The following is a 13051-nucleotide window of genomic DNA, read 5'->3' on the forward strand; positions in this document are numbered from 1 at the left end:
CTCCCCTCTATACACAGTTTCTATGGAAAATGAATATTCTCTATCTAGTAATGTTTCCTTTTAAAATTATACATGATATTAAATTGGAAAGGAAAATTTTCTTTTGTTACCTCTTCATAAGACTCTATTTAAATGCATATACGCTGATTAGAAACTTGCACTTTTCCAAGAAATATGAAAAACTACAATCAAAACTAAGGAGGATTTGAACAAATGCCATATGTAACTGTAAAAATGTTAGAAGGTAGAACTGAGGATCAAAAGAGAAATTTAGTAGAGAAAGTAACAGAAGCAGTTGTGGAGACAACAGGCGCATCAAAGGAAAAAGTAGTGGTCTTTATTGAAGAAATGCCTACAAACCATTATGCTGTTGCAGGCAAACGCCTAAGCGATCAGTAAAAAGAGTTCAAAAAGGTCCCGTCCAGCAATTCAAATCGTTGCATGGCAGGACCTTTTTTTAATGATTTCTTTTCTCTCTTAGGCTTTCAATATACGCATATGCAATCTCTATTTCTTCTTCCGTATATTTTTGCTTGGCCTTTAATGTGAATACTTTTTCCTTCACTTCTTCCTTTGGAAGGCTATCAAAGAAAAGAACGGTTGACACAAGCTCGAGGAAGCGAGAATTCTGGCCATTCATATCTTCTAGACAAGGAGACAAATCAGGCATTTCCACCTCATTAAGATCCAAAAATTCCTTTCCATTATCGGTTAAAGTATATCGATATTGGAAATATCCTCCCTTTTTCTCTTTTACTTCATTCAAAAAACCCATATTGCATAATTCTTCTATTCGCAAGGTTAATTCTTCTGAATAGGGACCGAAAAAATGAAACTGATATTTTTCATGAAATGGAAAATCGAGCTTTTTTGCGATATATATCATTTTTTGCAGCTTTTTTCTTCCAATAATTTCGCCCGAAGCAGCAATTGCTTTCATTACTTTGGCATGATCTTTTAACAAATTGGGTCATCTCCTACTCCATTTAATCCTAAGACATACATCTATTGAATATCCAACAATTGACGAATTTGTTTTTTTATTTCCCCTTTGGAACTGTCATCCTTTAAAATATCCTTAGGAAAATATAACTTGTGATCGGTTCTTCTTTTTCCAGAAATACTATCAACAATTTCTGATTCTCTGGAAAGCTCTCTAATTTCTCCGTTTTTCATCAATAGATGAATCGGTAATCGCTCTTCCTCTTCTCCAGGTCGATAAAAATCATAGGGAAGATCTGACGAAGAATCGACAACTAAATAATACTCCGGATCCAACCCTACTTTATGGAATAAACCAGATAATTCTTGAAGCTTTTTATACTCTTTAGCTGGATCAAACTCCACGTATTTAAAAAGATTTCGGTTCATAAACCTGCGGCAGAGATCCTTCAAAACGGCATCATCTTCTTCTTGCCACATCTGAAAATAATAGAGAATAATAGCCTCATCCAATTTTAAGTAGTCTTCTAACGATGTTTCGTCTTCAAAAATTGAGTAAAAATGAATAGGGTGATATTTAAAAGAGTAGAATTGCTCGTGTAAATATTTCGCTCTATGTAGAATTTTCGTAAGAATTACTTCCGCACTTCTTGTCACTGGATGGAAATAGACCTGCCAGTACATTTGATAACGGCTCATAATATAGTCTTCCACCGCGTGCATTCCGCTTTTTTTAATAACAGCCTGATCTTCACGCGGGCGCATTACACGCAAAATTCGTTCCATATCGAAATTCCCGTAGCTAACCCCTGTAAAATATGCATCTCTTAGCAGATAATCCATTCGGTCTGCATCTATCTGACTGGAAATTAAACTAACTACTAGTTTTTCCTTGGAGGTTTTAGCAATTATTTCTGCAACCTTTTTAGGAAAGTCCTTCTCTACTTTTGTCAAAACCTTATTGACTTCTGTTTTTCCTAAGATAATTCTGCGTGTAAATTCTTCATGATCAAGATCAAACACTTTTTCAAAAGAATGAGAAAAAGGGCCATGACCTAAATCATGTAGGAGAGCGGCACATAAAGAAAGCAACCTTTGGTCATTGTTCCATTCTTCTCGGCCTTCAAAAACATCATCAATGATTCTTCTAACAATTTCATATACTCCTAGAGAGTGATTAAACCTGCTATGTTCTGCACCATGAAAGGTAAGATAGGTCGTGCCCAGCTGTTTAATTCTTCTCAGTCGCTGAAATTCTTTTGTTCCAATCAAGTCCCATATCACTCTGTCGCGAACATGAATGTAGCGATGGACAGGATCTTTAAATACTTTCTCTTCATTTAGCTTATCCGTCGAATATGGCATCTTTCTCACTCTCTTTCGTTCATTGGCTATTTTTTATTCATTCTAGTAATTAGAGTTATTCCATATTCTAAAGATAGAAAAAGAGGGTTCCGTTGTAGGCATTTTAAAAGGGAAAAATCATGGCTTTCTCCATAAAATAACTATCCAGTGGAAACTCCTCTGTTTTACTAAGGCTCTGTTCTTTTTCATTGTTGTTTTACACAAAAAATTAAAGTATTGACAGCTTTCCATTACTTTTTCAGCTTCGCATTGACTTTATCCATTAACTCTTCTTCTGTTAATGCGGCTAGTGGACGATTATTGACAAAAGCAAATGTTTTTTTACGACCAGGCCCACAATAGGATTGACAGCCTATATCAATTTTAGCATCTGGATCAATTTGCTTTAAACGAGGTATTAACGTTTTTAAATTCACTGCCTGACAATCGTCGCAAACACGAAATTCGTTTGCCATTTGGACAACCCTTTCTATACTTGCTCTCCAATAACGTTATCGAAAATTCATTCGACAACATTCTCACTTATTACTATATGGTATTTTACCCCTTCTCCACTAGCAATGCAAGATGCAAAAGATTGTAAAATAGTGACGAATTTGTGGAGAAAATCCACTGGCCTTACAGTATCATTCCCTTACTACTATCATTATATTTTTTGTAAACTAGCTTGCCTCTCTATATTAATTAATCAATATGCGTTATAATTTTCTCTTGAATATAGGGAGGTTTTACAATGAACAAAAGTAGAATATTAGTAATGTGCAGCATTGTTCTTGCAATGCTTATTGCCTCTATTGATACGACTATTATGAATACAACTATGCCAATTATTGCGGAAGAACTTGGCGGTACGGAATTGTACGCTTGGTCTTTTGCTGCTTATATGATAGCAAGCACAATTCTATCACCAATTGCTGGAAGACTTTCCGATCTATTCGGACGGAAAAAGCTGTTTGCTTTTGGAATTATTGTCTTTTTAATTGGTTCTCTGCTATGCGGAATCTCATCCACTATGACTCAATTAGTTATTTTTAGAGCATTGCAAGGGATGGGAGCCGGATTCATGATGCCATTTCCTGCTATCATTGCCGGGGATCTTTTTTCTATTGAGAAGCGAGGGAAAATCCAAGCATTGTTTACTGGCATGTGGGCTCTATCCGCCATATTAGCCCCTACTCTTGGTTCTCTCTTTGTAGAATTTATGAGTTGGAGATGGATTTTTTATATCAATTTACCAGTATGCATTATTGCACTACTAACTTTAATTCCATATAAAGAAGTCTATCAGGCGAAAAAGGCACAGGTGGATTACATCGGAGCAATGCTATTTGGAATCGGAATAACTTGTTTATTACTAGTTACAGTGCTTGAAAACTACCTTTATCTTTATGCTATAGTAGGTGTCCTTCTGTTAATTAGCTTTTATTTCTTTGAGAAAAAACAAGCATCTCCTATTGTCCCGTTATCCATTTTCAAAAATAAGACGATCACTTGGATGTTTATTAATGGATTTGTTGGAACATTGGCCTTATTTGGAACATCGAGCTATATTCCATTATTCCTACAAAATCAGGCAGGGCTCTCTGTATTATGGAGTGGCGTTTCTCTCCTTGGCCTATCGGTTGGATGGATGGCCATGTCTGTTCCTGCAGGGAAATGGATATTAAAATATGGCTATCGCATTCTATTAATTATTGGAAATGCACTATTGCTGCTTTCAGGAATATTATTAGTATTATTAAATGAATCAAATGGCTTCTGGTACGTATTTATTCTTATGGTCGTACAAGGCCTTGCATTCGGCTTACTAAGTACAGTAGGTGTGATTGGTGCCCAGGCACTAGTTGGAAACCATGAAAAGGGTATATCCACCTCTTTCTTTATGTTTTGCCGAAACATGGGAACAGCTATTGGCGTAACGATTATGGGATCTTTGCTAAATAGTGGCTCAACCTTTATGGATGGCATTCACCATCTCTTCCTATTTGGATTTATTGTTAGCATATTTGCTTTTCTTTCAGCATTCTTCATTCGAAACGAAGGAACTTTAAGCGAAAAAAACGTATAGAGATTTCCCACCTTATCTATCTTAAAAACAGTCGGTTTATCGCCGGCTGTTTTTTTCATCCTCTTTATCCGCTAATTTCCCTTTTTTCTATTCTATAAAAAAATCTACTATCCTTGTATTTCTTTTGTATAAACATCCAAGTTTCTGGAAAAGATGGGACTAGAAATATTTATTTATCGTGATTAAGTTGGGAGTTGAGTTATCAATGAAAGTTAGACAAGACGCATGGTCAGAAGAAAATGACCTATTATTAGCAGAAACAGTTTTAAGACATGTGCGAGAAGGGAGCACACAGTTAAATGCCTTTGAAGAAGTTGGGGATAAACTAAACAGAACTTCGGCAGCCTGTGGATTCCGCTGGAACGCAGTCGTTCGTCATCAATATGAAAAAGCACTTCAGCTTGCAAAAAAACAACGAAAGCAACGACAACGGATGTTAGGAAAGGATCAAGGCGGCAAGAAAAAACTATTATATTCACCACCAGTGCCAACAGTGGATGATTTTGAAGCACTTACCGTATCCACTAATTTAGAAATCGGTTCTATGGATTTGGATGCGATGGAAACATTCATTACAACTGAAACATTAGAAACAAATGTTACTAGTCCACAAGAAGAAGAGCTTGCAAACTATCAATCAGAAGAAGACGCACAGCCATTACCAGCATATGAAGCGAAACAAGCACCTGCCTATTCATCTGTAAAGCATAGCCAAGCTGGCACACTAAATTTCGACATGGTTCTTTCCTACTTACAAAATTTCCGAAATGCTACCATCCAGTTGGAAATCCTAAAAAGCGAGAATGAAAGATTAAAAAGAGAAATGTCTTCCATTAAAAGTCGAAACAAGGAATTAGAAGACAAGCTTCATCAAATCGAAAACAACTCAGAAACCATGCAAGAAGATTACGAGACACTGATGAAAATTATGAACAGAGCCAGAAAACTCGTCCTACTAGAAGAAGACGAGCGCCCAACCAAATTTAAAATGGACCGAAACGGAAACCTCGAAAAAGTCGCAGAGTAACTAAAAAGCGGAGGCGCCTTGCTTATCAGCGTACAAACTGGTCGACTAAGATCGCCACGTCCTGTGGCGACGTCGACACTAGTACATCCTATACGTCGAAGGGCTTCGACTGAGATAAAGGATACACGGCGAACGCTAGTGAGTCGATGTTGACTTATCGTAGGGAGAAGACTGAAGTTTGCTAGCTGATAGGCGCTGGAGCTGGATTATGTTAAAGCGGAAAGGGACTGTTTAGCGGCGTGTGGGGTGGAGCAGCATTTCCTGAGATATAGGAAACACAGTGAGCGATAGCGATCTGATGTTGACTTATCGTAGGGAAAGGCTAGCCCATCACCCAAAGCTACTGCAGCGGTCCACATTTATTAAAAAGAGAGAGTATTAATAGTTGGCAGCACATTTCTCGATTATAAATAGAGGATAAGAAAAGGGATTTTCTCTACTTGAAGTCCCCTTCCTTATCCTCTTTTTGGTTTTAGCGAAATGGCTGCATGATTTTATCGTTTCTTTCCACGACCCGATCATAATAAGATTCAAATAGCGAAAGTTCTTCTCCTTGTAATTGATCTGCAAATAAAAATTCTGCATGATCCTTTAAAGCGAGTAACAATTTGGTCATAACTTGATCAACCGTTAAAGAAACTCCTAACAATTCTGCTAAGGATGCCATTACTTCAGGGTTTATTTCAGGATACTCAAACTTTGTCGTCTCTCCTTGTAGACCAGAAGAATAAAATTGTTTGATGATCCCTGCCCTATCCTGTCCACTTCCATTTACGCAAAGATAAATTTGCACAGCAACTCCGCTTCTTAAGCGTCTCTGGGAAATTCCAGCGAATTTTTTTCCATCAATACTTAAGTCATAGCTGCCCGGACAATACGAACCAACAATCTCTTTTGCTTTAATTGTTTTTCCATATTCACGGAACATATATTTAATCAATTCGAACATAGTATCATAGCCACTGTTAATATCAATTCGTTTCTCCTGCTCTGGGAGAATAAGCGATATATTTAACACATCCTTATCTAATACAACAGCTAGACCACCTGAATTACGAACAATATAGTGGTATCCCTGCTCCTTTAAAAAAGTTAATGCCTCTTTCAAATGTGGTAATCTCGTATCTTGAATTCCTAATACAATTGTCCGATCATGGACCCATGTTCTGGCCGTGGCTGGTGCCATCCCGCTTCCCACGGAAGAACATAAGGTATCATCCATACCAAAAGATGTGAGCGCGGATACATGTAAACCTGTTGTGGACTGATCAATAATTCTCCATTTTTCTTGTTTTAATAAACTAGTACTACCAACCATCACTTAGCTCCTTCTGTTTTACCAACTATCTATTCTATTATAAAAAGATTTAGCCCTCTTTATTCATCACAATGATTTATTATAGCGAATTTAGAGCTATTTCAAAAGCAATCTTCTCTTTTTTGATATATTTTTCGTATCCTTACTTAGGGATAAACTTAAATCTGCTTTGTTCATTCGCTCCAATCTCCTAAATAGAAAAACCACTTAATCAGTGACAGCGACTATCCATACTTTGTATAACTTAGAATTTTCATTAAGCTTCTTGTACATGTGGGAGTAAGATGAAGATAGATAACATAAACAAAAAAGACGCCTCCCATTCTAAGGAGACGCCTGCTTTTAAATTTATTTTGTTAAGCTTTGACCAGCTGTAATTAAAGCTAATTTATAAACATCTTCTTCGTTACATCCACGAGAAAGATCGTTTACAGGAGCATTTAATCCTTGAAGGATTGGTCCCACTGCTTCAAAGTTCCCTAGTCTTTGTGCAATTTTATAGCCAATGTTACCAGCTTCTAGGCTAGGGAATACAAATACGTTTGCATCACCTTGAATAGGAGAATCTGGAGCTTTTTGTTTTGCTACAGATGGAACAAATGCAGCATCAAATTGGAATTCACCGTCGATTACTAATAACGGATCTCTTAATTTAGCTTCTGCTAATGCACCTTCTACTTTTTCCGTTTCTGGTGATTTTGCAGAGCCTTTTGTAGAGAAGCTTAACATTGCAACACGTGGATCAATGTCAAACATTCTTGCTGTTTTCGCACTTTCCACAGCGATTTCTGCAAGATCTTGGCTGTCTGGAGTAATATTGATTGCACAGTCTGCAAATACATATTTCTCCTCTTCACGAACCATGATAAATACACCAGATGTCTTTTTCACACCTTGTTTTGTTTTAATGATTTGTAAAGCTGGACGAACAGTATCTGCTGTTGAGTGAATCGCACCACTTACTAGACCATTTGCTTCGTTAGCATATACAAGCATTGTTCCAAAATAGTTTTCATCTAAAAGAATTTTACGAGCATCTTCTTCCGTTACTTTTCCTTTACGTCTTTCCACAAAAGAAGCAACTAGTGCATCAAATTGAGCATACTTCTTTGGATCATAAATTTCTGCATTTTCTAATGAAACACCAAGATTGTCTGCTTTTGCTTGAATTTCTTCTATGTCACCAATTAAAACAGGAATTAACACTTTATCTTCCGCTAAACGACCAGCAGCTTTTAAAATTCGCTCATCTAAAGCTTCTGGGAAAACGATTTTTACGTTTTGGCCCGTTACTTTTTCCTTTAAACCTGTAAATAAATCACTCATTAATTTTCTTCCTCCTTTTTATGTACACTTAATAGGATACTCTACCATCATAAAATTTCAAGAAATTTTCCTTACTTTCTTCTATTTTCATCCCATATAAAGCAAGATTCACTCATCTACCAATCAAAAGAAGATGAAGACAAAAAACATTAGTTATAGTTCTATTTATACAATCTGATATTTCCCTATATTTATCTTCCTTATACTCTTTTGCCCAAACTGAAACTTCCTTTTTCCGGAAGTCACAATAAGTTCACAATTATCCTAAGGGTTATTCCACTAAAATCTGGAGAAACTATGATATAGTTAAAATCGTATTAACGTTATTAATAAGGAGTGAACATATAAATGAGTGAAGCAGCAAAAACATTAGATGGCTGGTATTGCCTTCATGATTTCCGAACAGTAGATTGGACTACATGGAAAATGTTACCTAGCGAGGAAAGACAAGAAGCCATCACTGAATTCCTAGGTCTATTGGAAAAATGGAATACTGTTCAAGAAAATAATAGCGGCAGCCATGCGTTATATACAATTGTTGGGCAAAAAGCAGACTTCATGATGATGATTCTCCGTCCAACTATGGAAGAATTACAGAAATTAGAAACAGAGTTTAATAAAACTAAATTAGCTGAGTTTACGATCCCAGCTCATTCCTATGTTTCTGTTGTAGAATTAAGTAATTACCTGCCTTCCGATTCCGATAAAGATCCTTATGAAAATCCATATGTAAAATCTAGACTATACCCGATCCTGCCGGAATCCAGCTATGTGTGCTTCTATCCGATGGATAAACGTCGTCAAGGAGAAGATAACTGGTATATGCTTCCTATGGAAGATCGTAGAAGCCTAATGCACAGCCATGGCATGATTGGCCGCCAATATGCAGGGAAAGTAAAACAAATTATAACAGGATCTGTTGGTTTCGATGACTATGAATGGGGAGTAACCTTATTCTCTGATGATGTTCTTCAATTCAAAAAGTTAGTATATGAAATGCGTTTTGATGAAGTAAGCGCTCGTTATGGCGAATTTGGTTCTTTCTTTGTAGGAACCCTTCTAAAACAAGAAGCAATCACCGAATATTTACATGTAAACTAACATAAAGATGGAGAAAATTTTCTAATGAATCTAGATGATAGATGATTGGGAACTTCTCCATTTTTTTATTAATTTTTCTCATTAATTTAAATATAAATTCAACTCTCCTTGTCATAACTTATTCCTTTTTCTCATAGGATGAAATAGTGAGCGATGACCTATGAATGAAACAACATTCACCGTCTACTTCTTATTTCTAAAATTGTGGTCAACTTCGAATGGTGGAAGTATGTAGTGAAGATTGGATAGAAGATAATGGAGGGATGAAAATGAGTCAGTCAAATTATGGGAACTATGGTTATCCACAAGGATATAGGAGTTTTCCTGGGCAAATTCCTACCTATGGAAATCAGCAAGGGTTTCAACAACAAGTACCAATACAACAAGGAATGCCCACACCTGCACCTACGCCACCTGCAACACCTACTACATTACCAGGACAATTGCCAATAGAAGCATCTTATATCGAGAATATTTTACGCCTTAACAAAGGGAAAATTGCTACTGTCTATGCAACATTCGAAAACAACAGAGAATGGAACGCCAAAATCTTTAAGGGAATTATTGAAGCAGCAGGGCGAGATCATGTTATCTTAAGTGACCCACAATCTGGAACTCGCTATTTAATTCTAATGCTCTATATCGATTATGTTACATTTGATGAAGAAATAGAGTATGAATATCCTTTTGCCGCTGGCATGCCAGGGTTAGCAACATCCCCGCCTAGATAACCAAAAAGCCTTCCCGTGCATCACTCATTTAGTGGTGTACTTTTTTTGTTCTTTATTAAGATTGATAATGTTTCTCTTTTTATGAAAACAAAAAAGAATAGGTTGAACATTTTATAATCTGCTCACCCTATCCTTTTTTAATATACTCTTATTACATCCATTTCCACGCAGCAATAATCACTAAGAGCCATGCTGCTATAAACGCTACTCCGCCAAGTGGTGTAATAGCTCCTAATACTTTTATTTGGGTAACAGCCAATATGTATAGGCTTCCTGCGAATAGGATAATCCCAATTAGCATCAGCCAGCCTGCCCAGTTTAACAAACTGCTTTCTGGAAACTTACCTAAGAGTAAACCGATTAGAATTAAACCAGTACTATGAAACATTTGATAGGTAACACCTGTTTTCCATATTTCAAGGTATTTATTTGTAATTTTCCCTTCTAAGCCATGTGCGCCAAATGCTCCTAAAGCAACGGATAGCAATGCATTAATTGCTCCAATAATAATGAAAACTTTCATTTTTATCTCCTTTTTTAAGGCTTTTTGCTAACTAATCTATGTAAAAAGTTATGATATTCCTTAATCCTTTTCCTTAGTTGCTATTCATGTGCGTAAAACAAATGTACTTAAAAATCAAATAAGGAATCACCATTTCCTTCGTCCATTTTAATTTTATTTGTTTGTGTCTGTATGGGTTGTTGTGGAATGCTTATTGGTGCTTGAACAGCTTGGAAGGATGGTTGCTGAACAGGCTGCTGATAAGTAACGCCTTCTTTTCTTTCCTGTTCTAAAACCAATTCACATAAGGATTTAATTGCATAAACTCTTTCTCTTATTCTCGCGTCAGAATTGCTTGTTTTTGCTTCTGTCAGCTGATCCTCTATTTTAGCTAATAATTGCTGGATTGATATATTCACTTCATCCCTCCTTTTGCCTGGAATCGCAGGCATTCTTGTCCAGAAGCTCTTTTTACTTCAACAGATGGCATCGTTCTGCCTTTAAATTGGAATGCCTTACACCCTTTAGGAAACTGACTATCCCATGTAACATAGTAGAATTTGCATTTATAACAATTAACCTTATTCTTTTCCATTCCCTACCCTTTCTAATCCATTAGAAGGAAATACATAATGAGTAGATACTTCTATTATCTAATAGAAATGACCCCTCCTACGTATTTCCTTTATTATATTCTTCTTTTCACAAAAAATCATCTATACACCAATTGATCGGGGACTGCCCATTATTTTCAAGCATCCTATTTATAGTAGAAAATGGTCTGCTTCCTAGAAAGCCGCGGTGAGCGGAAAGTGGACTTGGATGTGTCGATAAAATGGTGCCATGCTTGTCTTGATCAATAAAAGCAAGTTTTTTTTGGGCTGGATTTCCCCATAGCACAAAAATAACTGGTTCTTCTCTGTCATTCAACATCTTTATTACTTTGTCTGTAAATACTTCCCATCCTTTCCCACGATGAGAATTCGCTTGTCCAGCTCTCACTGTTAAAACTGTATTTAATAGAAGCACCCCTTGGTCTGCCCAGTTTTTTAAATAGCCATGGTTCGGAATAGGACAGCCAAGATCAGCATGAAGCTCTTTATAAATGTTTTTTAAGGATGGTGGAACTTTTACTCCTGGCATAACGGAAAAGCTTAAGCCATGAGCTTGATTCGGACCATGATAAGGGTCCTGTCCCAAAATAACAACCTTTACTCTATCATAAGGAGTATATGTTAAACTATTAAAAATATCTTCTCTTTTAGGATAAATAGTAGATTCTCTGTATTCTGTTTCTAAGAAGGCTTCCAATTGGCTAAAATACTCCTTCTGACGCTCCTGTTCCAATAATTGCTCCCATGATGCAGCCATACTATCTCCTCCTTTATTCTTCGGCAAAGCTTACTTCAAGTGTATAGCCTAATCTTCCATAGAATTCCTTCAATGTTTTTTGAGCATTTTCCTCTGCTTTCACTAAAATCCCCTGATTTACAGCCTCTTTCTTCATCGTTTCCTTCGCTTCATCCATTAAACTATAAGCTTCTTCCCACTTTACATCTCCTCTAAAAATGCCTGAAACAGAATATGTTTCTACTTTTTCAAAATCAATGGAAGGATCCTGAAGAAAATCTGCCTTTGGTAACTCAATATGGATGCTTTTCTCATCCTCATCTACTTGTAATTGTTCGTCCGTAACTATCGATAAGTCTACTCCAGCTGTTAGTGTCCCTGGTACAACTAACAATATTTTTCTTTTTGTGCCAGGAAAATCCGTCTCAATTTCCTTACCAAAAATTTCATTATCCTCTTTTTCTAGAATTGTTTTTATAAAACCTTGAGAGGTGGCTAAAGTGGATAAATCTTTCATCTGTTCTAAATAAGCCGTTGTTTTTAGAACGGACTCTTGCGGAAAGGCAACTTTCCATAACCCTACTATTCCGACTATCAAAATCACGATTAACACACTAAAAAAAAGCATGATTTTTTTATTTAACCGATTCATTAGTCTATATAAACCAAAAGAAGGAAAGCGAATTCCCCTTCTGCTATTTAACTCAAATGCTGTACTTGCCTGTTCCCTTTTCCCCGCATCTAACTCCCGGCTGATTCGTTCTTTTTCTTTTTTACTTACCATTTAACTCCTCCTGATCCTATTATTGTCTCCTTCTATTATATAGGGAAATTTGTCGATTGTGGGGATATTTGTCTATGTAGTATTTCCCAAATGGCAGGCGATGAAAAAATTACCAACTAAAAAATTGTTTGATTACCATTTTAAGAGGCTATATAAAAAACATAGATAAATTCCACTATTATAGGAGGCTATCATTATGTATAAAGTAGAAGTAGTAGAAAACGGTGTACAAGCAACCAATATTATTAATGCATTAGAAAACCAAGGCTACAAAAAAGAGAATATTTACATTTTTGCTCACGATAAAGACCGTTCTGAGGATTTAACAAATGCAACGGAAACTGGAAATGTATCAATGAAGGAGCAAGGTTTACTTGATTCTATCAGCAACGTTTTCCGAAAAAGAGGCGACGAATTACGTTCTAAATTACAATCAGTAGGCTTAACAGATGCAGAAGCAGCTAAATACGAGGAAGTATTAGATACAGGTAAATTAGTAATTGTTGGGTCACAAGAATAAAGAGAAATCCCGCCTTC

Annotated in this window: 16 protein-coding genes; 6 read left to right on the forward strand and 10 right to left on the reverse strand. The window is 36.4% G+C overall.

Annotation, left to right across the window (positions count from 1 at the left end; all coding sequences use genetic code 11):
• Positions 1-213 precede the first annotated feature (213 nt).
• Positions 214-399, forward strand: a complete 186-nt coding sequence (locus MHH96_RS04145; protein ID WP_031540077.1) for a 2-hydroxymuconate tautomerase — start codon at positions 214-216, stop codon at positions 397-399.
• 58 nt (positions 400-457) lie between these two features.
• Here the strand turns inward: MHH96_RS04145 and MHH96_RS04150 are convergent, their stop codons facing one another.
• The 3 genes from MHH96_RS04150 to MHH96_RS04160 all read right to left on the reverse strand — a co-directional run bounded on the left by MHH96_RS04150 (position 458) and on the right by MHH96_RS04160 (position 2762).
• Positions 458-964, reverse strand: a complete 507-nt coding sequence (locus MHH96_RS04150) for a YwgA family protein (RefSeq protein WP_047940787.1) — start codon at positions 962-964, stop codon at positions 458-460.
• A gap of 41 nt (positions 965-1005) precedes the next feature.
• Complete coding sequence (locus tag MHH96_RS04155) at positions 1006-2307, reverse strand: HD domain-containing protein (protein WP_047940788.1); 1302 nt, start codon at positions 2305-2307, stop codon at positions 1006-1008.
• Between the two features lie 230 nt (positions 2308-2537).
• The gene (locus MHH96_RS04160; RefSeq protein ID WP_047940789.1) at positions 2538-2762 is read right to left on the reverse strand and encodes a DUF1450 domain-containing protein; all 225 of its coding nucleotides are present in this window, start codon (positions 2760-2762) and stop codon (positions 2538-2540) included.
• A gap of 278 nt (positions 2763-3040) precedes the next feature.
• Between MHH96_RS04160 and MHH96_RS04165 the strand changes: the two genes are divergently transcribed.
• Positions 3041-4375, forward strand: coding sequence for an MFS transporter (locus tag MHH96_RS04165; RefSeq protein WP_341116769.1), 1335 nt, complete (start codon positions 3041-3043; stop codon positions 4373-4375).
• A 205-nt stretch (positions 4376-4580) separates the two neighbouring features.
• A complete protein-coding gene (locus tag MHH96_RS04170) occupies positions 4581-5402 on the forward strand; it encodes an RsfA family transcriptional regulator (protein WP_047940791.1) in 822 nt (273 codons plus the stop codon).
• 472 nt (positions 5403-5874) lie between these two features.
• On the opposite strand, the gene MHH96_RS04175 is transcribed toward MHH96_RS04170, so the two are convergent.
• Together MHH96_RS04175 and pta are read right to left on the reverse strand one after the other, a co-directional pair.
• Positions 5875-6720, reverse strand: a complete 846-nt coding sequence (locus MHH96_RS04175; protein ID WP_047940792.1) for a lipoate--protein ligase family protein — start codon at positions 6718-6720, stop codon at positions 5875-5877.
• A 348-nt stretch (positions 6721-7068) separates the two neighbouring features.
• Positions 7069-8046, reverse strand: a complete 978-nt coding sequence (pta, locus tag MHH96_RS04180) for a phosphate acetyltransferase (RefSeq protein ID WP_047940793.1) — start codon at positions 8044-8046, stop codon at positions 7069-7071.
• Positions 8047-8394: 348 nt separating this feature from the next.
• Here pta and hemQ point away from each other — a divergent pair, with 348 nt between their 5' ends.
• Positions 8395-9147, forward strand: coding sequence for a hydrogen peroxide-dependent heme synthase (hemQ, locus tag MHH96_RS04185; RefSeq protein ID WP_047940794.1), 753 nt, complete (start codon positions 8395-8397; stop codon positions 9145-9147).
• 269 nt (positions 9148-9416) lie between these two features.
• On the forward strand, positions 9417-9878 hold the full coding sequence (gene gerQ, locus MHH96_RS04190; RefSeq protein WP_082138241.1) for a spore coat protein GerQ: 462 nt from the start codon (positions 9417-9419) through the stop codon (positions 9876-9878).
• 151 nt (positions 9879-10029) lie between these two features.
• On the opposite strand, the gene MHH96_RS04195 is transcribed toward gerQ, so the two are convergent.
• From MHH96_RS04195 to MHH96_RS04215, 5 genes are all read right to left on the reverse strand, one after another.
• Complete coding sequence (locus tag MHH96_RS04195; RefSeq protein WP_047940795.1) at positions 10030-10401, reverse strand: DUF423 domain-containing protein; 372 nt, start codon at positions 10399-10401, stop codon at positions 10030-10032.
• Between the two features lie 107 nt (positions 10402-10508).
• Positions 10509-10799 carry a YwdI family protein gene (locus MHH96_RS04200; RefSeq protein WP_047940796.1) on the reverse strand — a complete coding sequence of 97 codons (291 nt, stop codon included), beginning with the start codon at positions 10797-10799 and terminating at the stop codon, positions 10509-10511.
• Positions 10796-10975, reverse strand: coding sequence for a hypothetical protein (locus MHH96_RS04205; RefSeq protein WP_031540148.1), 180 nt, complete (start codon positions 10973-10975; stop codon positions 10796-10798). Before MHH96_RS04205 ends, MHH96_RS04200 begins: the two co-directional genes overlap by 4 nt.
• Before the next feature lie 107 nt (positions 10976-11082).
• The gene (locus tag MHH96_RS04210) at positions 11083-11751 is read right to left on the reverse strand and encodes a uracil-DNA glycosylase (RefSeq protein WP_047940797.1); all 669 of its coding nucleotides are present in this window, start codon (positions 11749-11751) and stop codon (positions 11083-11085) included.
• Between the two features lie 13 nt (positions 11752-11764).
• The gene (locus tag MHH96_RS04215) at positions 11765-12514 is read right to left on the reverse strand and encodes a DUF4230 domain-containing protein (RefSeq protein ID WP_341116773.1); all 750 of its coding nucleotides are present in this window, start codon (positions 12512-12514) and stop codon (positions 11765-11767) included.
• Positions 12515-12710: 196 nt separating this feature from the next.
• Here MHH96_RS04215 and MHH96_RS04220 point away from each other — a divergent pair, with 196 nt between their 5' ends.
• Positions 12711-13034 (forward strand): general stress protein, encoded by a 324-nt coding sequence (locus tag MHH96_RS04220; protein WP_047940799.1) that lies wholly within the window; start codon positions 12711-12713, stop codon positions 13032-13034.
• Positions 13035-13051 lie beyond the last annotated feature (17 nt).

Origin of the sequence: Niallia sp. FSL K6-0212, from assembly GCF_038007605.1 — a bacterium.
GTDB classification, from domain to species: Bacteria; Bacillota; Bacilli; order Bacillales; family Cytobacillaceae; genus Niallia; species Niallia circulans.